General features: G+C 70.5%; 23 protein-coding genes, 1 tRNA gene and 1 pseudogene. 11 read left to right on the top strand and 14 right to left on the bottom strand.

Annotated elements, in window-relative coordinates:
- Positions 1–40 precede the first annotated feature (40 nt).
- Positions 41–1,132: an isocitrate/isopropylmalate dehydrogenase family protein gene (locus ICW72_RS04140; protein WP_191085069.1), complete on the top strand. Its 1,092-nt coding sequence runs from the start codon at positions 41–43 to the stop codon at positions 1,130–1,132.
- On the opposite strand, the gene ICW72_RS04135 is transcribed toward ICW72_RS04140, so the two are convergent.
- A complete protein-coding gene (locus ICW72_RS04135; RefSeq protein WP_191085068.1) occupies positions 1,107–1,865 on the bottom strand; it encodes an SGNH/GDSL hydrolase family protein in 759 nt (252 codons plus the stop codon). The genes ICW72_RS04140 and ICW72_RS04135 overlap by 26 nt on opposite strands.
- 8 nt (positions 1,866–1,873) lie before the next feature.
- Positions 1,874–3,037, bottom strand: a complete 1,164-nt coding sequence (locus ICW72_RS04130; protein ID WP_191085067.1) for an OpgC family protein — start codon at positions 3,035–3,037, stop codon at positions 1,874–1,876.
- A 22-nt stretch (positions 3,038–3,059) separates the two neighbouring features.
- Here ICW72_RS04130 and ICW72_RS04125 point away from each other — a divergent pair, with 22 nt between their 5' ends.
- The 7 genes and pseudogenes from ICW72_RS04125 (at position 3,060) to msrP (ending at position 7,473) form a co-directional block, all read left to right on the top strand.
- On the top strand, positions 3,060–3,827 hold the full coding sequence (locus ICW72_RS04125; RefSeq protein ID WP_191085066.1) for an SGNH/GDSL hydrolase family protein: 768 nt from the start codon (positions 3,060–3,062) through the stop codon (positions 3,825–3,827).
- Positions 3,828–3,843: 16 nt separating this feature from the next.
- Positions 3,844–4,164, top strand: coding sequence for an ETC complex I subunit (locus ICW72_RS04120; protein WP_191085065.1), 321 nt, complete (start codon positions 3,844–3,846; stop codon positions 4,162–4,164).
- Positions 4,165–4,195: 31 nt separating this feature from the next.
- Positions 4,196–4,272, top strand: a tRNA-Arg gene (locus ICW72_RS04115).
- A 233-nt stretch (positions 4,273–4,505) separates the two neighbouring features.
- Positions 4,506–4,691 carry a CsbD family protein gene (locus ICW72_RS04110; protein ID WP_184383176.1) on the top strand — a complete coding sequence of 62 codons (186 nt, stop codon included), beginning with the start codon at positions 4,506–4,508 and terminating at the stop codon, positions 4,689–4,691.
- 124 nt (positions 4,692–4,815) lie between these two features.
- Positions 4,816–5,316 (top strand): annotated as a pseudogene (locus ICW72_RS21270) (DUF6311 domain-containing protein); the annotation flags it as partial.
- A 71-nt stretch (positions 5,317–5,387) separates the two neighbouring features.
- Positions 5,388–6,455, top strand: coding sequence for a DUF6311 domain-containing protein (locus ICW72_RS04100; protein ID WP_191085063.1), 1,068 nt, complete (start codon positions 5,388–5,390; stop codon positions 6,453–6,455).
- Positions 6,456–6,522: 67 nt separating this feature from the next.
- Positions 6,523–7,473 carry a protein-methionine-sulfoxide reductase catalytic subunit MsrP gene (msrP, locus tag ICW72_RS04095; RefSeq protein ID WP_191085062.1) on the top strand — a complete coding sequence of 317 codons (951 nt, stop codon included), beginning with the start codon at positions 6,523–6,525 and terminating at the stop codon, positions 7,471–7,473.
- Between the two features lie 6 nt (positions 7,474–7,479).
- Here msrP and ICW72_RS04090 read toward each other — a convergent pair whose 3' ends face one another.
- A complete protein-coding gene (locus ICW72_RS04090) occupies positions 7,480–8,520 on the bottom strand; it encodes an NAD(P)-dependent oxidoreductase (protein WP_191085061.1) in 1,041 nt (346 codons plus the stop codon).
- Positions 8,521–8,622: 102 nt separating this feature from the next.
- On the opposite strand from ICW72_RS04090, the gene ICW72_RS04085 reads away from it, so the two are divergent.
- Positions 8,623–9,834, top strand: a complete 1,212-nt coding sequence (locus ICW72_RS04085) for a CaiB/BaiF CoA transferase family protein (protein ID WP_191085060.1) — start codon at positions 8,623–8,625, stop codon at positions 9,832–9,834.
- A gap of 4 nt (positions 9,835–9,838) precedes the next feature.
- On the opposite strand, the gene ICW72_RS04080 is transcribed toward ICW72_RS04085, so the two are convergent.
- Genes ICW72_RS04080 through ICW72_RS04065 form a run of 4 tightly spaced genes read right to left on the bottom strand, consistent with a single transcriptional unit; the run spans position 9,839 to position 14,088 of the window.
- Positions 9,839–11,182 carry a class-II fumarase/aspartase family protein gene (locus ICW72_RS04080; RefSeq protein ID WP_191085059.1) on the bottom strand — a complete coding sequence of 448 codons (1,344 nt, stop codon included), beginning with the start codon at positions 11,180–11,182 and terminating at the stop codon, positions 9,839–9,841.
- Between the two features lie 40 nt (positions 11,183–11,222).
- The gene (locus ICW72_RS04075) at positions 11,223–12,545 is read right to left on the bottom strand and encodes a TRAP transporter large permease (protein WP_191085058.1); all 1,323 of its coding nucleotides are present in this window, start codon (positions 12,543–12,545) and stop codon (positions 11,223–11,225) included.
- Positions 12,546–13,013 carry a TRAP transporter small permease gene (locus ICW72_RS04070; protein ID WP_223881017.1) on the bottom strand — a complete coding sequence of 156 codons (468 nt, stop codon included), beginning with the start codon at positions 13,011–13,013 and terminating at the stop codon, positions 12,546–12,548.
- Positions 13,014–13,026: 13 nt separating this feature from the next.
- Complete coding sequence (locus ICW72_RS04065) at positions 13,027–14,088, bottom strand: TRAP transporter substrate-binding protein (RefSeq protein ID WP_191085056.1); 1,062 nt, start codon at positions 14,086–14,088, stop codon at positions 13,027–13,029.
- A 106-nt stretch (positions 14,089–14,194) separates the two neighbouring features.
- Here ICW72_RS04065 and ICW72_RS04060 point away from each other — a divergent pair, with 106 nt between their 5' ends.
- Complete coding sequence (locus ICW72_RS04060; RefSeq protein ID WP_191085055.1) at positions 14,195–15,082, top strand: DMT family transporter; 888 nt, start codon at positions 14,195–14,197, stop codon at positions 15,080–15,082.
- 53 nt (positions 15,083–15,135) lie between these two features.
- Positions 15,136–16,329, top strand: coding sequence for an LLM class flavin-dependent oxidoreductase (locus ICW72_RS04055; RefSeq protein WP_191085054.1), 1,194 nt, complete (start codon positions 15,136–15,138; stop codon positions 16,327–16,329).
- Between the two features lie 13 nt (positions 16,330–16,342).
- Here ICW72_RS04055 and ICW72_RS20535 read toward each other — a convergent pair whose 3' ends face one another.
- The 7 genes from ICW72_RS20535 to glpK form a co-directional block, all read right to left on the bottom strand.
- Positions 16,343–16,990, bottom strand: a complete 648-nt coding sequence (locus ICW72_RS20535) for a sensor histidine kinase (RefSeq protein ID WP_223880811.1) — start codon at positions 16,988–16,990, stop codon at positions 16,343–16,345.
- The gene (locus ICW72_RS20530; protein WP_223880810.1) at positions 16,987–17,796 is read right to left on the bottom strand and encodes a PAS domain-containing protein; all 810 of its coding nucleotides are present in this window, start codon (positions 17,794–17,796) and stop codon (positions 16,987–16,989) included. The genes ICW72_RS20535 and ICW72_RS20530 overlap by 4 nt, the downstream gene beginning before the upstream one ends.
- Positions 17,793–18,080, bottom strand: a complete 288-nt coding sequence (locus ICW72_RS04045) for a circadian clock KaiB family protein (RefSeq protein WP_191085053.1) — start codon at positions 18,078–18,080, stop codon at positions 17,793–17,795. Before ICW72_RS04045 ends, ICW72_RS20530 begins: the two co-directional genes overlap by 4 nt.
- The gene (gene kaiC, locus ICW72_RS04040) at positions 18,077–19,771 is read right to left on the bottom strand and encodes a circadian clock protein KaiC (RefSeq protein ID WP_191085052.1); all 1,695 of its coding nucleotides are present in this window, start codon (positions 19,769–19,771) and stop codon (positions 18,077–18,079) included. Before kaiC ends, ICW72_RS04045 begins: the two co-directional genes overlap by 4 nt.
- Before the next feature lie 171 nt (positions 19,772–19,942).
- Positions 19,943–20,263: an AtuA-related protein gene (locus tag ICW72_RS04035; RefSeq protein ID WP_191085051.1), complete on the bottom strand. Its 321-nt coding sequence runs from the start codon at positions 20,261–20,263 to the stop codon at positions 19,943–19,945.
- Complete coding sequence (locus tag ICW72_RS04030; protein ID WP_191085050.1) at positions 20,260–21,639, bottom strand: acyclic terpene utilization AtuA family protein; 1,380 nt, start codon at positions 21,637–21,639, stop codon at positions 20,260–20,262. The genes ICW72_RS04035 and ICW72_RS04030 overlap by 4 nt, the downstream gene beginning before the upstream one ends.
- A 32-nt stretch (positions 21,640–21,671) precedes the next feature.
- Positions 21,672–23,153 carry a glycerol kinase GlpK gene (gene glpK / locus ICW72_RS04025; RefSeq protein WP_191085049.1) on the bottom strand — a complete coding sequence of 494 codons (1,482 nt, stop codon included), beginning with the start codon at positions 23,151–23,153 and terminating at the stop codon, positions 21,672–21,674.
- Between the last annotated feature and the right edge of the window lie 99 nt (positions 23,154–23,252).

Below are 23,252 nucleotides of genomic sequence, written 5' to 3'. Positions count from 1 at the left end.
GAAAAGCTAGCCTGGAAGTCGGAGATAGGGGGAGGGGTCCATGCTGGCCAACAGCTACGACATCGCTGTATTGCCAGGAGATGGCATAGGCGTCGAAGTCATGGATGCGACGCTCGACCTGCTGCGGGTGGTGGACCAGCGCTATGGCGTGGGCCTCAGCTTCTCGATGCAGCGCGCCGGCGCCTTCGCCTACAAGGAGACCGGCACCGACCTCTCCGACGAGACCTTCGAGCGCACGGCGCGGGCGGACGCCATCCTGCTGGGCGCCATGGGCTGGCCGGGCATCCGCCACGCGGACGGGACCGAGCTTTCGCCGCAGATCACGCTGCGGCAGCGGTTGAACCTCTATGGCGGGGTGCGGCCCATCCGCGCGATCCCTGGCGTGCCGCTGCCCCTGGCGGACCCGCGCGCGGCGAAAATCGACTTCGTGATCCTGCGCGAGAGCACGGAGGGCCTCTTCTTCTCCAAGGACCAGGGCATGGTCAGCAGCGACTGGGCGGAGGAGACGCTGCGCCTGACGCGCCCCACCACCGAGCGCCTGGCCCGCATGGCCTTCCGCCTGGCCGACCACCGCGCGGGGCAGCTCGGCCGGCCCGGCCGTGTCACGCTGGTGGACAAGGCCAATGTGTTCCGCGCCTTCGCCTGGATGCGCGCCCTCTTCGCCAAGGTGGCCGAGAGCTATCCGCATGTGCGGCATGACGCGCATTACGTGGACGCGATGGCGCTCGACCTCGTCCGCCGCCCATGGGATTTCGACGTGCTGCCCATGGAGAACATGTTCGGCGACATCCTCTCCGACCTGGGGGCGGGGCTGGTGGGGGGCATGGGCTTCGCGCCCTCGGCCGATCTCGGTGACACGCATGGGCTGTTCCAGCCGAGCCACGGCACGGCGCCCGACATCGCGGGAAAGGGCATCGCGAACCCCACGGCCTGCTTCCTCTCGGCCGCGATGATGCTGGAATGGCTTGCGGTGCGCGGCGGCGGTCAGCGCCTGGCCGATGCCGCGCTGGGCATCCGCGCGGCGGTGGATACCGCCTTCGCGGAAGGGCTTCGCACCGCGGATGTGGGCGGCAGCGCGGGCACCGTGCAGGTGACCCGCGCGGTGATTACCGCGCTTCGCTCAGCCCCCTGATGATGAGCTGGGCGACGGCCTCGCCCAGGCAGCCATTCAGCCGCTCCAGCGCCGCCGCGCGGTCACCCCGGGCCGCGCGCTCGAGGTCGAGCGTGCCGGTGTCCACCCAATGGCGCATCAGGTCATAGCGTGGAAACAGCGCCGCCCCGGCCGAGGCCGCCAGCAGCCGCAGCCTGTCGCGATAGGGTTCCACATTGGCATTGGCCCGCAGGAAGCGGGAATATTGCTGGTCCATCACGATGAGCTCGGCGCCGGAGCGGCGGATGGCCTCCAGCCCCTCGCGCATCACCTCCGTCATCTCGTGCGGGTCCATCCCGCGCGAAAGTTCCACCGTGCCGGCCTGCCACAGCACCAAAGCGGGGGTGTATTCGCGCAGCGCGTCCTTCAGGCGCTGGAGGTTGTCCGTGACCGAGGCGCCGCGCGTGCCGCGAACCAGCACGCTGATGCGGGCCTCGCTGTAGCGGCGGCCCAGGGCGGCTTCCAGGCGGGAGGGCCATGTGGTCGCGGCCTCGGCGGTGCCGGCCTGGACCACGGAGGCGGAGCCCAGCACCAGGATGCGAAGCTGGCCGAGTTCCAGGGCGCGTTGCGCGGCCTGGAGCGGACGGGCCTCCTCCAGCATCTCGGCCGGCATGGTGCAGCTGCGCGGCACGGCGGCGGCCGGCGCGGCCAGCAGGGCCAGGGCGAGGCAGGAGAGCGCGACGGGCCGCGCCAGATGATGGAGGGCGGGAAGCACGCGGCGGATCATGCCTTTTCGGCTCCGGCAGGCAAGGGGGAATTGGGGGTGGGGCGCGGCGCGCGCTCGACCGAACGGCTCCATTCGGACACGACGGCCACGCCCAGCAGGGCCATGAAGCAGGCGAGGTTGACGACGAGCTGCACCTCCCACCCATCCCAGGCCTCGATGGCGAGCCGGGCCAGGAAGGACAGCAGGATGCCCACGCAGAAGACCGGCAGGCTGTGCTGCCCCATGCGCTGGAAGGGCCGGGCGAGGCGCGAGCGCACCAGCACCCCGTCCCGCGCCACGAAATGGCCAATGAGGTAGGCCAGCGCCAGGATGGAGGCGAGGCGCCAGGGGTGCAGCGACTGCTTGTCCACGCGGGAGAGCCATTCGGCCGCCCAATAGGGCAGATGGGTGTAGAAGTGGTTATAGCCCACCATGGCGGCCAGGCTCGCGCCCAGGACCAATAGGGCTGCGGCGGTCAGCCAGGGGCTGCGCGGCGGCAGGCCCACCGTCGGCGCGCCGCGCACCGACTGGCCGAGCATGAAGCCGATGAAGAAGAGAAGCTGCCACGCCAGCGGGTTGAAGAACCAGGTGCCTTCCTCCCAGCGGGGCAGGTTGAAGCCCGCGGCGCGCACGCCCACCCACAGCGCCACCGACAGCCCCAGCAGCAGCCATGGCCAGCCGCGCAGCAGAAGCGCCGGGATGAACAGCGCCAGGATGACGATGTAGAGCGGCAGGATGTCCAGGAAGTGCGGCTGGAAGCGCAGCAGCAGCGCCTCCAGCAGGGCGCGATAGGGCTGCTCGGCGAAGGGGTCCAGCGCCAGTTCGTCCAGGAAGGCCGCGCGGTCCAGGGCCGCGGCCGAGAAGCCCACCTGCGCCGCGAAGACCACCAGCAGGAAGATGTGCGCGACATAGAGCTTGCCCACCCGCTGCGCCACCGAGGCCGCGGCCGGCAGCCAGCCCTGGCGGTCGGCCTTGCCGGCATAGGCGAAGGCGGCGGCATAGCCCGCCAGCAGCACGAAGGCCTCGGTCGCGTCTGCCAGCGCGAAGTTGCGCAGCGTCCAGTCGCCGGCCGCGTTGCCGGGGGTGTGGTTGACCATGATCATCCACAGCGCGAGGCCGCGGCAGATATCCGCCCGCGAATCACGGGGGGCGGGCGTGCGAAGCTGCGTGGCGTCGGTCATGGAGTGTCGCTATAGTGGAGGAATGCTTCAGCGCCTGGTGCTGCCACTGATCCTGGCAGCCGGTTTCCTGGCGGGCCCGCCCGCCGCCCCGGCCCAAGCCGCGCCGCCCTCGGCGGTGCCGGCCGAGTGTCCGCGCCCGCGCCTGGCGCTGCCGCCCATGCCGGTGGATCTGCGCGACGGGACGCTGGTGATCGTGGCACTGGGCTCATCCTCCACCGAGGGGGCGGGCGCATCGGGGCCGCACGCGGCCTATCCCCACCGGCTGGAGGCCATGCTGCGCCGCGCCTTGCCGGGCGTGGCGCTGCGCGTGATCAACGCCGGGCGCTCCGGCGAGACCTCCGAGGACATGCTGGCGCGGCTCGACCGGGATGTGCTGGCGCATGAACCTGATCTGGTGATCTGGCAGGCGGGCGGCAATGAGGTGTTGCGCGGCCGCACGGTGGAATCTTTCCTGGATGTCATGCGCACGGGCCTCGCCCGGCTGCGCGCCGCCGGGGTGGGGGTGGTGCTGATGGACAACCAGCGCGCGCCCCGTCTCGATTCCGTGCCGCTGGCCGCGCGCATGGATCGCGCCATGGAAATTCTTTCGGCCGAGACGGGCGTGCCGCTCTTCGCGCGTTCGCGCCTGATGCGCGCCTGGCGCGCGGAGGGGGTGGCGCCCGGCGATGTGCTCGCCCCCGACCAGCTGCACCACAATGACCGGGGCTATGCCTGCCTCGCCGAGGCGCTCGCCAAGGCGCTGGTGGACGCCGCCCTGCCCGCACCCAGCCGCGACTTCGCGGCCCGTTGAGGACCCTGCTTCGAACATGACCGCCTTTGCCCCTCTCGCCCGCATTCATTCCCCGCCGCGCAACGCCATGCAATCGGGCCGCGCCAATACCGGGGGCTGGCTGCTGGAATACGCGCCGACGCCCCAGGCGCTGGACCCGCTGATGGGCTGGGTGGGGCGCGGTGACACGCGCAACCAGGTGCGGCTGCGCTTCCCGACGCTGGAAGCCGCGGTGGCCTTCGCCGAGGCGCGGGGCATCAGCTACGAGGTGGCGCCGCCGCCGGCGGAGCGGCCCATCAAGCCCAAGGTCTATGCGGACAATTTCCGCTATGGCCGGACGGAGAACTGGTCGCACTGACCGGTTGTAATCCGGGGGCAGCCCCGGCTTCGCGCCCTTAGCTCAGTTGGATAGAGCAGGAGCCTTCTAAGCTTCAGGCCGGTGGTTCGAATCCACCAGGGCGCGCCAATGCCTTGTGCCTTACTCGCAGCGTCAACTGCACCTTGGGCTCTAGCTCAACCGCACGGCACAGATGGCCGGCGGATTAAATCCGCCCACCGTGAAGTTGGCCCGGCATCCATTCCCCAACCACTGCGTTGAAGCCTTGTGACGATTGAACACCGTCTCCTTCGGGAGATGTTCACCGGGGCCCACCTCAAACCCGGCAAACAGGCAACAACATCAGCAGGAAAGGGGCCGTCATGCCCGACAAGGATCGTATCAAGGGTGCCGCCAACCAGGCCAAGGGTTCCGTGAAGGAAGGCGTGGGCAAGCTGATCGGCGACCAGAAGCTCCAGGCCGAAGGCAAGGCCGACAAGGCCACCGGCAAGGTGCAGAGCGCCGTCGGCGGGGCCAAGGACGCCGCGCGCGACGTCGTGAAGGACTGACCCGGTCCTCCGCCCCACTCCTGGGGCGGAATAGCAGCGGGCGGCACCCCCGCCCGCTGCACGCGCTTAACCTATAGGCGCCGCCACACACCCCTCCATCAATTCGCCACCTTTGCCCCGGCCAATGCCGCGTCCGGAGCATCGCGTGACCCCCACCTCCCAAAGCCCCGCCTACACCGCCCTTGCCGGCACGCTTGCCGCGCTCGCGGGCGCCGCCACCATCATCGTGCTGTTCGGCTGGCATGTGGTGCCGCCGCACAACCAGCACTGGATCCTGAGCGGCATGATCGGCCCCGATCCCGTGCAATACTGGCTGGGCTGGAACTTCTTCCGCGAGGCCCCCTGGTCATGGCCGCCCGGGTTGAACCCGCGCTACGGCATGGAACTCGCCTCTTCCATCTTCTACGCGGATTCCATCCCGTTGCTGGCCTTCCTCTTCAAGGCGATCCAGCCGCTGTGGGAGGTGCCGCAGTATTGGGGCATCTGGCTGCTGGCCTGCGGCGCGTTGCAGGCCTGGCTCGGCTGGCGGCTGGTGGGGTTGGCGACGTCCGACCCCATCGCGCGGCTCGCGGGCGCGCTGCTCTTCGTCATCCAACCCATGATGCTGAACCGGCTGGGCGGGCATTTCGCGCTGGGCGCCCATTGGCTGCTGCTCTGGGGCCTGCTGCTGGCGCTGACGCCGGGGGGCGCTGGCGGGTGCCGGGCTGGGCGCTGCTGGTGCTGGCTGCCTCCCTCATCCATTCCTACCTGCTGCCCATGGTGCTGGCCTTCTGGACGGCCGATCTGTGGCGCCGGCGCGACGCGGGCTGGCGTCTGTTGCTGGAGATGGCGCTGGTCCCGGCCGTGGGATTGGCGGGCCTCTGGGCCGCGGGCTTCTTCGTGCTGGACACGGGCTTCGCCGGCACGCGCGAACGCTTCGGCGAGATGCAGATGGACCTGCTGGCCCCCGTCAGCGCCACGGTCTGGGGCTGGCTGCTGCCCGACCTGCCGGACACCGGCCATGTCGAGGTCAATGGCAGCTATGCGGGGCTGGGCGCGCTGATCCTGTCGGGCTTCGTGCTGTTCGTGCGGCCGGTGCGGCGGCATTGGCCGCTGATGGTGGTGCTGGGGCTGATGCTGGCCTTCGCCATCACCCACCGCCCGAGCTTCGCGGGCCACCAGGTCACCCTGTTTCCCCTGCCGGAGCGGCTGGTGGAGATGGCCTCGGCGCTCCGCGCCTCCGAACGCTTCTACTGGCCCATGGCCTATGCGCTGATGGTGGCCGGCGCGGTGGGGCTGGTGCGCGTGGCGGGCCCGCCGCTCGCGGGGCTCATCATGGCGGCGCTGGTGGTGGTGCAGGTGGTGGACCTGCAGCCCGGCTTCCGGCGCCTCGCTTCCTATTTTCCGCCCGATGCGCCGCAGATGGCCGCCCAACTCCAGCACCCCTTCTGGCTGGCCGCGGCCGGGCAATACACCGCCATCCGCGCCGTCCCGGCCGCGAACCAGGGGCCTTATTGGGAGCCCATTGCCGTCTTCGCGGCCCAGCGGCGCATGGTGACGGATGCCGTCTATCTGGCGCGAAGTGACGAGGCGGCGAAGGAAAGACTGCGTGCCGACGTGCTGGCGCGCCTCGCCGAAGGCCGACCGGAGCCGGGCACCCTCTATGTGCTGCGCGATGCGGAGAGCCTTGCCGCCGCCCGCGCCGGCCAGCGCGCGGGGCGTGACGCGCTGTTCTTCCTGGACGGCATCCATGTCCTGGCGCCCGACTGGGGCGACACCAGATAACGGCGTAACCGCTGGCCGGTGCCGCGCGAAACCGTATCACCGCCGTCCCAAATCCAGGAGCCATGCCATGCTGATCCGACGCCGCCGCGGCTGGGAACTCCCCGAGACCGCCGCCACGCCCGAGCATTGGGTGCTGAACCGCCGTGCCCTGATGGGGGCGGGGGCGGCGCTGTTGCCTGGCGCGGCGCTGGCCCAGCGCGTCTCCGACCTGCCGGCCGGGCCCCCGCTGCCGGCCCATAGCCGAAATGAGCGTTACGTCGCCGGGCGCGAGCTGAGCCCGGAGCGCGAGGTCACCAGCTACAACAACTTCTACGAATTCGGCACGAGCAAGAGCATCGCCCGCGCCGCCCAGCGCATGCAGACCCGCCCCTGGACCCTGAAGGTCGAGGGCATGGTCGCCCGTCCGCGCGAGTTCGACATGGACGACCTGATCCGCCAGGTGCCGATCGAGGAGCGCGTCTATCGCCTGCGCTGCGTCGAGGCCTGGGCGCTGACCGCGCCCTGGACGGGCTTCGAGATGTCGCATTTGCTGCGCCTCGTGGAACCCCAGGCCGGCGCCCGCTACGTCACCTTCGAGACGGCGAGCCTCCCCAACGTTATGCCCGGGCTACGGCAGAGCTGGTACCCCTGGCCGCATGTGGAAGCCTGCACCATCGAGGAAGCGGCCAATGAGCTGACCTTCCTGCCCATCGGCCTGTTCGGCCGGCCGCTGCCGCAGCAGAATGGCGGGCCGCTGCGCGTGCTGTTCCCGTGGAAGTATGGGTTCAAATCCGGCAAGTCGCTCACGCGCATCACCTTCACGGCCGAGCGCCCGCGCACCTTCTGGCCCACCATCCAGGCCTCGGAATACGGCTTCTGGGCGAACGTGAACCCCGAGGTGCCCCACCCCCGCTGGAGCCAGGCCACCGAACGCCTTCTGGGCAGCGGCGAGCGCGTGCCCACCCAGCTCTTCAACGGCTATGGGGAGTTCGTGGCCGGGCTCTACACCAACCTCGGCCGCGAACGCCTCTGGGCCTGAGGGGCGTCAGGCGGGTGTCGTGCCGAGCGCGGCGCGCACCCGTTCGGCGAAGCGCGGCTTCACCTCCGGGTTGACGATGCGCGGCGGCATGCGGCCCGCCGCCAGCTCCCCGAAGGCCAGCGCCGCGATCTTCGTGATGTTGGCGCGGCTTTCATGCGTGACGCCCGCCGTGTGCTGGCTTGCCATCACGGCCGGGTGGTGCAGCAGGGGGTGGCTGGGCGTCGGCGGCTCGACCTCCCACACATCGAGGCCGGCCGAGGCCACATGCCCCGATTGCAGCGCCTCCAGCAGCGCATCCTCGTCATGGATGGAGCCGCGCGCGGTGGTGATAAAGACCACGCCCTTCTTCATGGCGGCGAATTGCGCGCGGCCGATCAGGCCCCGTGTGGCGGGTGTCAGCGGGCAATGCAGGCTGACCACGTCGGCGCGGGCCAGCAGCTCATCCATCTCCACCTTGGTGGCGCCGCGCGCCACCAGCGTCTCGGCATCCACGAAGGGGTCGCAGGCCAGGACCTCGCAGCCGAAGGCGGCGCGGACGATCTCCGCCACGCGGCCGCCCACATGGCCGCAGCCCACCAGGCCGACCACCCGGCCGCGTAGCTCGCGCCCCATCAGCGCCCCGCGGTCCTGCGCCTGGCCGGCCTTCATGGCGGCATGGGCCTCGGGCACGCGCTTGAGGCAGCCCAGCATGAGGCCCACCGCGTGCTCGGCGACACCTTCCGCATTGCCGCCCGCCTGGTTCACCAGGGCCACGCCGGCGGCGGTGCAGGCGTCGGGGTCGCAGGGGTCGTAGCCGGCGCCGGTGCTCGCCACCATCAGCAGGTGGGGCAGCTTGGCCAGCAGCGCCTCGTTTACGTGCAGGTGGCGCGGCAACTCGTCGCGCGAGGCCATGGCGTAATAGCCATGGCAGGAGGAGAGGATCTGCACCGCCTCGCCGATATCCGCCTCCAGCGGCACCCGGACCACCTCCAGCGCCGGGTCGGCCGCGCAGGTGTCGAAGAAATTCTGGTGCGGCACATAGCCGACATAGCCGATGCGAAAGGTCATGGTGCGGTGCGTCTCTCCCTCGTCGCGCAGACTGCCCAGGGGGCGGCGCTTGCAAAGGGGGGCGGCTGCCATAGGCTGGCCCCGCCACGGTGGGGAAGACAGATGACAGGGGGGAAGGGGCCGCTCGCGGGCATCCGCGTGCTGGACATGACGACGGTGCTGCTCGGCCCCTATGCCACGCAGCTCATGGCGGAGATGGGGGCCGAGGTCATCAAGCTCGAAGCCCCCGAGGGCGATGTGATCCGTCTCATCGGCCCCATGCGGAACCGGGGCATGGGCTGCATGTATCTCACGCTGAACCGCGGCAAGCGTTCGCTCTGCCTCGACCTCAAGCGGGAGGAGGGGCGCGCGGCGGCGCGGGAGGTGGCGCGCGGCTGCGACGTGGTGGTGACCAACATCCGTCCCGCCGCGATGAAGCGCCTGGGCATGGACGCGGCCAGCCTGCGCGCGGCCGATCCGCGCCTCGTCTACGCTGCCATCGTGGGCTTCGGGCAGGCGGGGCCCTATGGCAAGCTTCCGGCCTATGACGATCTGATCCAGGGCCTGGCCGCCCTGCCGCATCTGACGCAGCGCCAGGGCTCGGACACGCCGCGCTACACGCCGCTCGCCTTGGCCGACCGCGTGACGGGGCTGCACACGCTGACCGCCGTGCTGGCCGCGCTGGTGGAGCGGGGGCGCACCGGCCTCGGCCAGGAGGTGGAGGTGCCGATGTTCGAGGTGATGGCGAGCCTCGTCCTCGGCGACCACATGACGGGCCTGACCTACGACCCGCCGCTGGACGAGGGCGGCTACCCGCGCCTGCTCAGCCGCGACCGCCGGCCTTACGCGACGAAGGACGGCTATCTCTGCGCCATGATCTACAATGACGCGCAGTGGCGCCGCTTCTTCGCGGCCATCGGCCAGCCCGAGCGCTTCGACAACGACCCCCGCATGGCCAGCCACACCACGCGCACCCAGCACATTGACGCCATCTATGCCGAGCTGGGCGAGATCCTCGCCACCCGCACCACGGCGGAATGGCTGGAGGTGCTGGGCCAGGCCGACGTCCCCTGCGCGCCGGCCCACACGCTGGAGAGCCTGCGCGCCGACCCGCACCTCAACGCCGTGGGCTTCTTCCAGGAAGAAGACCACCCGACCGAGGGCAAGCTGGTCCGCATGGCCGCGCCGGTGCGCTTCTCGGCGCATGAGGACATCCCCCGCGCGCCCACGCGGCGGCTCGGCGAGGATGGGCCGGACATCCTGCGCGAGGCGGGACTGGATGCCGCCCGCATCGCGGCGCTGGCCGAGAGCGGGGCGTTGGTCACCCCCGCGTGAGGCTCTACAGCCGCGCCAGCACCCGCTCCACGAATTGCCGCGCGCTGCCGAGATAGCTTTCCGGCTCGCACAGCGCGGCCACGGCGGCGGCATCCAGTTGGCTGGCCACCGCCTCCTCCTGCATCAGTGCCTCGGCCAGCGGGATGCCGTGGGCGATGGCCTGGTCGCAGGCGCGGTTCACCACATGATGCGCCTCGCCACGGCCGAGCACCGGGGCGAGGCCCATCATCACCTGCTCGCCCGCGATCAGCCCGCCCGTGGAGGCGAGGTTGTGACGCATCCGCGCGGGGTCCACCACCAGCCCTTCCGACAGGAAGCGCGCCTGGGCCAGCGCGCCATGGGTCAGCACCAGGGTCTGGCCCAGCACCAGGGGCTCGGTCTGCCAGGGGCCGGTGCCGCGCTCCAGGTCCTGCGCCATGGCCGACAGCATCTGCCCCACCAGCGCGTGCACCCCGCGTGACTGCGCCAGGATGTATTCGCAGCTGATCGGGTTGCGCTTCTGCGGCATGGTGCTGCTGCCGCCGCGGCCGGTGACGTGCGGCTCGTTCACCTCGGCCACCTCCGTCTGCATCATGAGCATGATGTCGGTCGCGATCTTGGACAGCGCGCCGCAGAGCAGGCCGCAGAAGGTGACGACTTCCGCCAGCCCGTCGCGCGCCACATGCCAGGTGATGTCGGCCGGGTGCAGGGAGAGTTCGCGCGCCAGCTCCTCATGCACGGCCAGCCCCTGCTCGCCCAGCGAGGCCAGCGTGCCGGCCGCACCGCCGAATTGCAGCCGCAGCGCCCGGGGTTCGAGCTGGTCCAGCCGTTCCTGCATCGTGATCAGCGGCGAAAGCCAGATGGCCACCTTGTAGCCGAAGGTGACGGGCAGCGCGTGCTGGAGGTGCGTGCGCCCGGCCATCACCGTGCCGGCATGGGCGCGCGCCATGCGGCCGAAGCCCTGGATGGTGGCGGCGAGTTCCGCGCGGAGCAGCTTCAGCGCCTCGCGCAACTGCAGCACCACGGCGCTGTCCATGATGTCCTGGGTGGTGGCGCCCCAATGGGTCCAGCGGCCCGCTTCCGGCCCCGCCAGCGCCGAGAGCTGCTTGACCAGGCCCACCACCGGATAGCCCGTGTTGCGCGTGGCGGTGGCGAGTGCCGGCAGGTCCAGGCTCTCGGCGCGCGCGGCGGCGGTGATGGCGGCGGCGGCCTCGGCGGGCACGATGCCCAGGCGGGCCTGGGCGCGGGCCAGCGCGGCCTCCACATCCAGCATGGATTGCAGGAAGCGCGTCTCGCTCATCACGGCGCGCATGGCGTCGGTGCCGTAGAGCGCGCCCAGGACGGGCGAATCGGCGGGGTTCACGGTCATGGCGGTGGTCCGGAAAGGCGTTGGGAAGGGTCGGTTGAGCCTATGTCAAAAGCCGCACCAGCCAAAGGCTCAGCCCCGGAAAGGCCACGCAGAGCAGCAGCCGCGCCAGGTCCGCCCCCACATAGGGCAGCACGCCGCGATAGGTGTCGAGGATGGGCACGTTGCGCGCGATGGCGCTGATGACGAAGACGTTGAGCCCGATGGGCGGCGAGGTGAGGCCAATTCCCACCACCACCAGCACCAATATGCCGAACCAGATGGCCGTCTCCTCCGTGGTCAGGCCGAAATCGAGCGCCGTCACCACGGGGAAGAAGATGGGGAGCGTGAGCAGAATCATCGCAAGCTCATCCATCACGGCACCCAGCACCAGGTAGGTCAGCAGGAGCACGGCGAGAACCGCATAGGGGGCGAAGCCCTGCTCGCTCACCCAGAGGCCCAGCAAATCCGGCGCCTGGGTGAGGGCGAGGAAGGCGTTGAAGATCTCGGCGCCGAGCAGGATGGCGAAGATCATGGCCGTGGTCTCGGCGGCGGCGAGGATGGCGGCGCGGATTTCCACGAGCGGCAGCGAACGCCGCAGCCTCCCCACCGCCAGCACGGCGATGCAACCCACGGCGGCACTCTCGGTGGGCGTGAAGACGCCGCCATAGAGCCCGCCCACCACCAGCACCGCGATGCCCAGCACCGGCACCACGCGACGGAAGGCGGCGCGGCGCTCGGCGGCATCGAGCGGCGGGGCAGGTGGGCCGAGCCCCGGGTTCAGCCGCATCCTGAGCCAGATCACGATCATGTAGGACAGCGTGGCCAGCAGCCCGGGGATCAGCGCCGCCATGAACAGCTTCGCCACGTTCTGCTCGGTGCTGATGGCATAGACCACCAGGATGACCGAGGGCGGGATCAGTATGCCCAATGTGCCCCCCGCCGCGATGGTGCCGGTGGCGAAGCCGGGCGCGGTGCCATGGCGCAGCAATTCGGGCAGGGCGGCGCGGCCGAAGGTGGCGGTGGTGGCGACGGAACTGCCGCAGACCGCGCCGAAGGCGGCACTCGCGCCGATCACGCTCATGGCCAGGCCGCCGGGGCGCCGGCCCAGCAGCGCATTGGCGGCCGCGAAGAGGTCGCGCGCCAGCCCGCCGCGCTCGGCCAGCGCGCCCATCAGGATGAAGAGCGGGATGATGGACAGCGTGTAGTTCGCGAACAGGTGATAGGGCGTGGTCTTGAGGTAGTTCAGCAGCGCCGCCGCATCGAGTACATGCACATAGCCCGCCGCGCCGACCAGCAGCAGCGCGAGCGCGATCGGCGCCCGCAGCACGATCAACCCCATCAGCGCCGCGAAGCCCGTCGCGGCCAGCGCGAACTCCGGCGCCATTCAGCGCTCGCCCCGCAGCAGCCGCGGCAGCCAGACCAGCGAGACCACCCCCGCCAGCGCGAAGCACAGCGCGCCCACGCCCACCGCCCACCAGAAGGGCAGGGCCAGCAGGCCGATGGTGCGCATGTTGTTGGCCCAGGTCTCATAGGCGCCCTGGGCCATGCGCTCGGCGATCACCAGCAGGGCCAGCGCCCAGGCCAATGTCCAGAAGGCGTCCAGCGCGCCGGTCGCGCGGCGGGGCAGCCATTGGGTGAAGCTGTCCACCAGGATGTTCGCGCGCGTGGCGCTGCCATGCGCCAGGGCGCAGAGAACGGCCAACCCGCCGCCGATGGACACCAGCTCGAAATCCCCGCGGATGGGCTGGCCCGTCAGCCAGCGCAGCAGCACCGAGATCACCGTCAGCAGCGCGGCACCCAGCAGCACGAGGCCGCCCAGCAGGGCGACCCCGCCCGCCAACCGCGCGACCACGCCCGGCAAGGCCTCAGGCGACCCCTTGGCCGTATTGCGCGATCAAGGCGCGGGCGCGTTCCAGCAGCGCGCCGCCCTGGATGTTGCGCTCGCCCATGGCGCGCACCCAGGCGTCAATGACGGGCTGGGTGGCGGCGGCCCAGCGGCGCGTCTCGGCCTCGTCGAGTTCCACGATGCTGTTGTTGGCGCGCCGGCGAACCATGGTCTCCACGCTCGGCCCCTGCTCGTCCCAGACGCGGGCGGCCATGGTGGCGGCGGCCTGGCCGGAATTGGCGTCCACGACAGCCTTCAGGTCCGCCGGCAAGGCGTCATACTTCGCGCGGTTCATCGCGAGCACGAAGCTCGCCGTGTACAAGGTGGGGCTGCCGGCGAATTGCGTGTGGTTGCGCAGTGTCTCGTGCAGGCGGATGGCGGGCACCACTTCCCAGGGCACCACGGCGCCGTCGATCACGCCCTGGGCCAGGGCCTCGGGCACCTGCGGGATGGGCATGCCGATGGGGGCGGCGCCCAGCGCGCGCAGCGCCTCGCCCGCCTGGCGCGTGGGAAAGCGCAGCTTGAGGCCGTTCATGTCCTCCATGCGGTTCACCGCGCGGCGGGCATGGATCACGCCCGCATCATGCGCCCAGGCGCAGAGGATGCGCGTGTCCTGGAACTCGCTGGCAAACACCTCGTCATGCAGCTGCTGCACCACGCGGGCGTTCACGCTGGCGCGCTTGTGGGCGACGAAGGGCAGCTCGATCACCTCGATGGAGGGGAAGCGGCCGGGCGTGTTGCCGGGCAGGGTCCAGATGATGTCGGCCACCCCGTCGCGCGCCTGGTCGTAGAGCTGCGGCGGCGCGCCACCGAGCTGCATGGCCGGGAAGATCTGGATGCGGAGGCGGTTGTTGCTCTCCTGCTGCACCTTCTGCGCCCAGGGCTGCAGGAAGTGGCGATGCACGTTGGAGACGGCGGGCAGGAAGTGGTGCAGCCGCAGCGTCACCTCCTGGGCGGAGGCGCGGCTCGCGGCCAGCACGGCGGGGGCGCCCAGCAGCAGGGCGCGTCGGGGCGGCGAAAGGCGCGGCAACGAGACCGTCATGACGTGTTCTTCCCTGGATAGTTTCTATCGAAACTTTTTATCCGGCTTCCTGCTTCGCTTCAACCGGCAACTGGACGCGCCCCCGCTTCAGGCGGAAGCTTCGTCCATGGGGACGCCGAGCACCAAGACCGCGCCGCGCTGGCTGGTGATCGCACCCTTCCTGTTCGTGACCCTGTGGTCTGGCGGCTTCACCGCCATCGCGGTCAGCCTGCCGCATGTGGAGCCGCTGACCTTGCAGGTGCTGCGCTACGCCGCCGTGGTGGCGCTGCTGGCGCCGCTCTGGCTGGTGCTGCGCCCGTCGCTGCCGGGGCGCGCCACCTTCTGGCATCTGGCGCGGATGGGGCTGCTGGTGCAGTTCGCCTATTTCGCCTCCATGAACCTCGCCATGAAGGCGGGCATGGGGGCGGGGACCATCGCGCTGCTCATCGGGCTGCAGCCGGTGGCGGTGGCGGTGCTGGCGCCGCGCGTGACGGGCGACCCGCCGCTGGATGCACGGGGCTGGGCGGGGTTGGGCCTGGGTGTCGTGGGGGCCGCGCTGGTGATCCTGTCGGGCTCCGGCCTCGCCGCCAGCGGCTGGGTGGGGCTGTTCTTCGCCATGCTGGCCCTGGCCACCATGACCGCAGGCGCGCTGCTGGAGCGGCGGGGAGGGCAGGGGACGCATCTCGTCACCGCCAACCTCGTGATGTGCGCGGTGGCGCTGTTGGCGACCTTGCCGCTGGCCTTCGCCCTGGAGACCATGCGGGTGGACTGGGCGCCCGGCCTCTTCGCGGGGCTGGCCTATCTGGTGCTGGTGAATTCCCTCATCTCGCTTTCGCTGCTGTTTGCCATGCTGCGCCATGGCGAGGCGGCCCGCGCCTCCTCCGTCTTCTTCCTGGTGCCGCCGCTGGCCGCCCTCATCGCCTGGGCGGTGATGGGCGAAGCCATGGCTGGCCAAGCCATCATCGGCACCGCCGTCGCGGTGCTGGGCGTGGCGCTCGTGGTCCGGCGACGTTGACCGCGCGCGGCCCCGGGGCCAGCCTTGCACGAAACCCCTCGGGAGTGCGTCCCATGCCCCATGCCGGCCTGAACTTCGGCATCTTCCTCGCCCCCTTCCACCGGCTGGGCGACAACCCCACTTTGGCGCTGGGGCGCGACCTCGACCTGCTCGTGGCCCTCGACCAGCTGGGCTATGACGAGGCCTGGATCGGCGAGCACCATTCCGCCGGCTGGGAGACGATCGCGAGCCCCGAGCTGATGATCGCGGCGGCCGCCGAGCGCACGAAGCACATCCGCCTCGGTTCCGGCGTCACCTCGCTGCCCTACCACCACCCCTTCCTGGTGGCGCAGCGCTTCGTCCAGCTCGACCACATGACGCGCGGCCGCACGATGCTGGGCTGCGGGCCGGGCGCCCTGGTCAGCGACGCCTACATGATGGGGATCGAGGCCAGGACGCAGCGGCCGCGCATGGAGGAATCGCTCGCCGCCATCATGGCGTTGCTGGCCTGCGATGGGCCGGTGACGATGAAGACCGACTGGTTCGAATTGCGCGAGGCCAGGCTGCACCTCGCACCCTACACATACCCGCGCTTTCCCATCGCCGTCGCCTCCTCCACCACGCCGGCCGGCGCGCTGGCCGCGGCGAAGCATGGGCTGGGGCTGATCTCGTTGGGCGCCGGGCTGCCGGGCGGCCCGCAGAAGCTGGCCGAGCAGTGGCGCATGGCCGAAGCCGAGGCCGCGAAGCACGGCAAGACCATGGACCGCCGCAACTGGCGCCTCGTGGTCAACATGCATTGCGCCGATGATGACGAGCGCGCCTTCGCCGATGTCCGCGTGGGCGAACGCCTGGAGACGGAGACCTATTTCGGCGAGACGCTCGGCCGCCCGCCCACCCGCAGCGAGGACCCGCTGCGCGACGGGCTGAAGGCCGGCACCACCTTGGTGGGCAGCCCCGACACCGTCGCGCAGGGCATCCAGCGCCTGCTCGACTTCAGCGATGGCGGGGCGGGCACCATCCTGTTCCGCGCCCATGAATGGGCCGATCGCCGCCAGACGCTGCACAGCTTCGAGCTGTTTGCCCGCTGGGTGATGCCGCGCTTCCAGGGCTCGCTGCGCATGCCGGCCGAGAGCCGGCAATGGTGCCACGACAACCGGGAGGGCATCTTCGCCCCCAACCTCCAGGCGCTGAAGCAGGCCTTCGTGGATGCGGGGCAGTCGGTGCCGGAGATGGACCGCCTCAAGCTGCGGGAGCGCTCGCCGGGCTGAACGCCCGGCCGCTCTATTCGTGCAAATCCTCGAGCGGCAGGGAGATGCGGCAGACCAGCCCCTCCGGGGCGAAATCCACCTCCGCCCCGCCCGAGGGCGTGTATTGCAGGCTGCGCGTGATCACCGTCTGGCCGAAGCCCCGGTGCTTGGGCGGCGTGACGGGCGGGCCGCCGCTTTCGCGCCATTCCACGAGGAAGCGTTCCCCCTCCGCATGGCCGCGGACGGAGAGCTTCCCCTCCGGCACGGACAGGGCGCCATACTTCGTGGCGTTGGTCGCGAGTTCGTGGATGACGAGGCCCAGCGCGATGGCCGCGCGCGGCGCCAGTGACTTGCCGAGGTCCTGGATGGTGAAGCGCCCGGCGGCGCCGGCCGTGTAGGGGGCCAGCTCGCTCCGGACGACATCGCCGATGGTGAGGTTGGTCCAGGAATTCTCGGCCAGCAGGCTGTGCGTCGCCGCCAGGGCATGGATGCGGCCGGTGAAGGCCTGCTGGAAGCCCTCCAGCGTGTCCTCATGGTGCAGGGTGCGGCTCGCGATGGAGAGCACCAGGGCCAGGGTGTTCTTCACCCGGTGGTCCAGCTCGCGCATCATCAGCAATTGCTGCTTTTCGGCGGCCTTGCGCTGCGACAGGTCCACCATGGTGATGACGCAGCCATTGATCATGTCATGGCCCACCTGCAGGGGGCCGCGCTGACCAGGTAGTCCTTCACCTTGGGGGCCTTGGGCGCATGCGCCTCCACCCCCTGCACCGAGGCGCCATCCACCACCATCCGCACGATGTCCTCGGCCTGGAGCAGGCCGGTGGCGTCGGGGAAGATGAGGGGAATGGCGTCCGCGAAGGGCAGGCCCAGGAGATCGCCGCCGAAGGAAAGCTCGGCCGCCGCATTGGCGTGGGTGATCACCCCCTCGCGGTCGCAGACCACCACGGCCTCATTGGCGGAGGCGATCACGGCATGGGCCGCGCGCTCGCTCTGCTCGGCCGCTTCGGCGCGCACACGCTCGGACACGTCGGTGAAGGTGATGGCGAAGCCATGGGTGGTGGAGAGGCGCAGGGGCGTGGCGGTCAGGATGTAGTGGACCTGCTCGCCCAGCCGGTCGAAGCCCACCTCCTCCGAGGCCACGCCGAGGGCGGCGCGCGGCATGATCCGCTCCACCGCCGCGGCCACCTCTTCAGGCGCGATGTCGGTGAAGCGGCTGCCCTGCACGGAATTCTGCGTGAAGCCGAGGACGGCGGTCAGCCGCGCATTGGCGTAGAGGATGCGCCCCGTGCCGTCGATGGCGGCGGCACCCACATGCATTGCTTCCATGAAGACGTGGTAGGCCTCGGCCCCGCCGCCGATGTCGAAGACCTGCGAGACGTTCTGCTGTTCCACCACCAGCGCGTCCACATCGCCGTCGCGGATGGCGCGCAGCGTCTCCTCCGCCTCGGCGAGGCGCCGGCGAAGCTCGGCGACTTCGTCGAGGCTCATTCGCCCTGCACCTTCAGCGCCACCAGTACCTTCTCCACGTCGGAGAGATCGCCGATCACCTTGCGGATGGGCACCGGCAGCTCCCGCACCAGGGTCGGGATGGCGACGATGCTGTGCTCCTTCGCGAGCTTCGGGTTCTGCCGCAGGTCAATGACCTCGATCTCGTATTGCCCGGCCAGGGGGCCCGCCACCATCGCCTTGAGGTTGGCGATGGCCGCGATGGATTTCGGCGTCTGGCCGGCCACGTAGAGGGTCAGCTTCCTGGGGTGCGGCGTGTCGTTCATTTGATCTTCCCGTCGCCGCGGCGACTGATCTGCATGAGGGCGGCATCATCCGCCGCCCGTCGCTGGTAATCGGTCTCGGCGGAGGCGGCGCTGGCCATCTCCGCCTCATAACCCGCAAGCTCGGCCTGCAGGGCCTCGATCTGCGCGGCCGCCTTGCGGCGGCGGATATCAATCTGGAGGCGCGCGCGCTCCACCTGGGCCAGGCGCTCGGCCTCCGCGCGGCGCGCCCGCGCCTCCTCGGCCCGGCGCGTGGAGCCGGTGACGGCGCCGCCCTCGCCCAGATAGGGCGGCAGCAACTGGATGCCCTGGTCGTTCATCACGAATTCGCGCACCTGGTTGGAATGCGCGGTTCCCCGCGCCTTGAGCAGATAGAGTTCCCGATTGAACTCCCCACCCACCTCGCGGTTGAGCATAAGTACCCAGCCATCCATCAGCGAGGACAGCCCGACATCCGTGGCGTAGTCGCCGCCCTGGGTGTGCATGAGGTGGGTGAAGACCCCCGTGATGCCACTGCTCTTGAGGAAGTCCACCACGCGCAGCAGCATGGACTGCACCTCCAGCGGATCGCCACTTTCCATGAAGGCGGAGATGGGGTCCAGCACCACCAGCTGGGGTCGGAACTTCTGCACCTCCCGCAGCATGATCGCGAGGTGCATCTCCAGGCTGTAGAAGGTCGGCCGGGCGGAGATGAAGCGGATCAGCCCCTGTGCCTGGAAGGGCTCCAGGTCCAGGCCGATGGAACGCATGTTGCGGATGATCTGCCGCTCCGCCTCCTCGAAGGAGAAGTAGATGGCGCGCTCGCCCCGCGCCGCGGCGGCGTGCAGGAAGCTGGCCGCCATCGAGGATTTTCCGGCCCCCGCCACGCCCGAGACGAGGATGGAGGAGCCGCGGTGGAAGCCCCCGCCCTGGATCATCGCGTCCAGGTCCACGACGCCCGAGGCGATGCGCTCCTCGAAGACCTGGTGGTTCAGGCCAAGCGAGCTGACCGGCAGCACCGAGAACCCGTCGCGGTCAATCAGGAAGGGGTATTCATTCGTGCCATGCGCCGTGCCGCGATACTTCACGATGCGCATGCGCCGCGTGGAAATCTGGTTGTGCACGCGATGGTCCAGCAGGATCACGCAGTCGGAGACGTATTCCTCCAGCCCCTGCCGCGTCAGCGTGCCATCGCCACGCTCGGCGGTGATGACGGTGGTCAGCCCACGATCCTTCAGCCAGTCGAACAGCCGCCGCAGCTCGGCGCGCAGCACTGCCTGGTTGGTGAAGGCGGAGAAGAGGCTCTCGATGGTGTCGAGGACGACACGCTTGGCCCCCACCGCGTCAATGGCCATTTCCAGGCGCAGGAAGAGGCCTTCCAGGTCGTATTCGCCGATCTCCGCCAGCTCGGCGGGGTTGATGGCGATGTGCTCCATCGCCAGCTTTCCCTCGGCGATGAGGCGGTCCATGTCGAAGCCCAGCGAGGCCACATTGGCGATGATGTCGGCCGGCCGTTCCTCGAAGGTGACGAAGACGCCGGCTTCGTCGTAATCCCGCGCGCCATGCACCAGGAAGGTGGTGGCGAAGAGCGTCTTGCCGCAGCCGGCGGAGCCGCAAACCAGCGAGGGGCGCCCCTTCGGCAGTCCGCCCAGGGTCAGGTCGTCAAATCCCTCGATGCCCGTCAGGGATTTGGGAAGGCTAGGCAGGGCATGCATCGAGAGTCCCATCCGTGATGGAGCAGTGAACAGGGGTGTGCGGGCGCGGTAGGGCCATGGGAAGGGCGGCCTGGGCGGCGCCATCGCCCCACCCGCAGTCTTGAAGCGCGGCCTCTTGCCGCACACTCGTGGCGGGATTGGGGCGGGCCCCGGGTGTCAGGCCCGGCCGCTTCATGCCGGCAGGCGAATGGTCAGCTCCAGCAGGCGGAAGCTGTGCGTCTTGCCATGGCCGTCGAGGTTCAGGCTGCCATTCACGCCGCCTTCCAGCACCTCATCCACCACGAAGTTGAAGGCGTGCAGCTTGGGCAGGTCATACCGCTTGCAGCCGGTGGCGCCGCGGTGGCGGAACAGGTCCAGCACGCGCGCCTCCGTCACCTGCGCCGCGATCAGCTCGTAATGCGCGGGGTCGTAGGGGATGAGCGACATGTTCAGCCGGTTGCCCTTGTCGCCCGCACGGCTGTGCGCGATGGCGTGCAGCGGAACCTCCTTCATGCCGCGATCTCCTTTGCGGTCCGGGTGGTGACGCGCGTGGGCACGCGCTCGCGCAGCACGAGGTGGCTGCGGGTGAGGATGCGTGGCGTCACCCGCCACCTGGCACCCCCGGTGCCCGCCGTGCCGCAGCAGAGCATGGCCAGCACCTCGCGCGAGGCCTGGTCGGCGTCGTCGCGGGTGCGCGCCTCGACGGCCAGGCGGATGCGGATGTCCTGCGGTTCCGGACCGACATATCCGCGCCACAGGCTGCCCCCGTCATCATCATGCACGGAGGCGACGCCGATCAGGTCCACCCGCGCCCGCACATCCAGGCCACGCAGCTTCATCCGTTCCAGCAGCACATCGGCCGTGGCGCGGGCGCGGGCCAGCGCGTTGGGGCCGGCGACCGAGACCTCGCCCTCGCCCAGCCAGCTTCCCTCGAAGCTCGCCGTCACCTTCAGCGTGTCCGGGCGGGGGCGGCCGCGCAGGCCATGGACTGCCACACGGTCCGGACCCACCTGTTCCAGCCGGCATTGCGTGATGTCTAGCACCACGTCGGGGGTGATGTAGTGGGCCGGGTCGTGCAGTTCATAGAGAAGCTGCTCCTTCACCGTGCGCAGATCCACGATGCCGCCCGTGCCCTCGGGCTTGGTGATGACCAGGCCGCCTTCGGCCGTCACCTCCGCGATGGGAAAGCCGATATTGGCGGGGTCCGGGATGTCCTTGAAGCCCGGGTCCCAGAAGACGCCGCCCGTGACCTGGCTGCCGCATTCCAGCAGGTGGCCGGTGGCGGCGCCGAGCGCCAGTCGCTCCCAATCGTCGAAGCGCCAGCCGAAATGATGGGCGAGGGGGGCGATGGCCAGCGCCGGGTCGCTGGTGCGCCCCGCGACCACCACATCGGCGCCCTGGGCCAGCGCCTCCACCAGCGGCTCGGCGCCGATATAGGCGTTGGCGGCGATGAGCGACCAGCCGCCCATGTCCAGCCCCGCATCGGCTTCGTGCACCGGCAACTGCCCGCCGGCCACCAGCGGCGTCACGTCATCGCCCTCCACCAGGCCGATGCGAAGCTGGGGCAGCCCCTTGGCCATGGCCAGCTTCGCCACGGCCAGCGCCGCGGCCGGCGGGTTGGCGGCGCCCCAATTGCCCAGCAGCGGGATGCGGTGGGCATGGGCCTCCACCAGGATGGGGTCCAGCAACCGCTCCAGCATGGGCTCATAGCCGCGGGCGGGGTTTGCGCGCTTTTCCAGATGCGCGAGGGCCACCGTGCGCTCGCCCAGCGTCTCGAAGAACAGGGCGGCCGGGCCGCCGCGCGCGATCAGGCTGCGCAGCACGGGGATGGGGGCGTCCACGCGGTCGCCCGAGAAGCCCGCGCCATTGCCGAGGTGAAAGGTGCTCATCCCGCGCAGTTCGGCACCGCGCGCGCCCCCGGTCAACCGGCCGAGCGCACCCTTCGCACGGCGTCCTGCCATTCGGCGTGGCGCCGGGCTGCCTCGTCGCGCGCCATGCCGGGCTGGAAGCGGCGGTCGAGCCGCCAATGGGTCGCGGCCCCGCCAGGCGGGGCGAGCAATCCGGCTTGCACCCCGGCCAGGTAGGCGGCACCCAGCGCGGTGGTCTCCTGCACCACGGGCCGGTCCACCGGGGCGCCCAGGATGTCGGCCAGGAACTGCATGGTCCAGTCGCTGGCCGCCATGCCGCCATCCACGCGCAGCACCGTGCGGCCCATTTCGGGCCAGTCGCGGCGCATGGCCTCCAGCAGATCGGCGGTCTGGAGTGCCACGGATTCCAGGGCGGCGCGGCAGATCTCGGCGCGGCCGGAGGCACGGGTCAGCCCCAGGATGGCGCCGCGCGCCGCCGCATCCCACCAGGGCGCGCCGAGGCCCGTGAAGGCCGGCACCAGGGTCACCCGCTCGGCCGGGTTGGCCTGTGCGGCGAGCTCGCCCGCCTCGCGCGCCTCGCGGATGATGCCGAGGCCGTCGCGCAGCCATTGCACGGCGGCACCGGCCACGAAGATGGAGCCTTCCAGCGCATAGTGCCGCCGCCCGCCCAGCTGCCATGCGATGGTGGTCAGCAGCCGGTTCGTCGAGGGCACCGGTGCCTCGCCCGTCACCAGCAGGGCGAAGCAGCCCGTGCCATAGGTGGACTTGATCATCCCCGGTGCGAAGCAGGCCTGGCCCAGCGTGGCCGCCTGCTGGTCCCCCGCCATGCCGAGGATGGGGATGGAGCCGCCCAGCAGCTTGGTCTCGCCGAAGGGGGCGGCGTTGTCGCGCACCTCCGGCAGCAGGGCCGCGGGAATGCGGAACAGCTCCAGCAGCTCCGGGTCCCAGTTGCCCGTGCGGATGTCCAGCAACAAGGTGCGCGCGGCGTTGCTCGCGTCGGTGGCGTGGACGCGGCCCTCGGTCAGGCGGAACAGCAGCCAGGAATCGATGGTGCCGAAGCAGAGCTCGCCCCGCTCGGCGGCCGTCCGGGCGCCGGCGATATTGTCCAGCATCCAGCCGAGCTTGGTCGCCGCGAAATAGGGGTCCAGCAGCAGGCCGGTGCGGGCGGTGACCAGCGGCTCATGGCCCGCCGCGCGCAGCGCCTCGCAGGCGGGGGCGGTGCGCCGGTCCTGCCAGACAATGGCGCGCCCGACCGGCCGGCCCGTCCGCCGTTCCCACAGCACGGTGGTCTCGCGCTGGTTGGTGATGCCGATTCCCGCGACGTCGGCGGGTGTGCCGCCCACGCGCGCCAGCGCCTCGCGCAGCACGGTCAGGCTGTGGGCGAAGATCTCCTCCGCGTCGTGCTCCACCCAGCCGGGGGTGGGAAAGTGCTGTGGCAGGGGAATTTGGGCGGTGGCGCGGGGCTCCAGCGCCGAGTCGAACGCGATGGCGCGGGTGGAGGTGGTGCCCTGGTCGAGCGCGAGCAGCAGAGTCATGGCGCCGAGTATGCGCCCCTCGCGCCCAGGCGGAAGCCCCGGTCCGGGGCTCACCTTGCCGTCTCATGGAACGGCACGCTATGGTTGCATTCCCGGAAA

Source organism: Roseococcus microcysteis (genome assembly GCF_014764365.1).
Lineage (GTDB): Bacteria > Pseudomonadota > Alphaproteobacteria > Acetobacterales > Acetobacteraceae > Roseococcus > Roseococcus microcysteis.
This window is presented reverse-complemented; position numbering and strand designations above follow the sequence as displayed.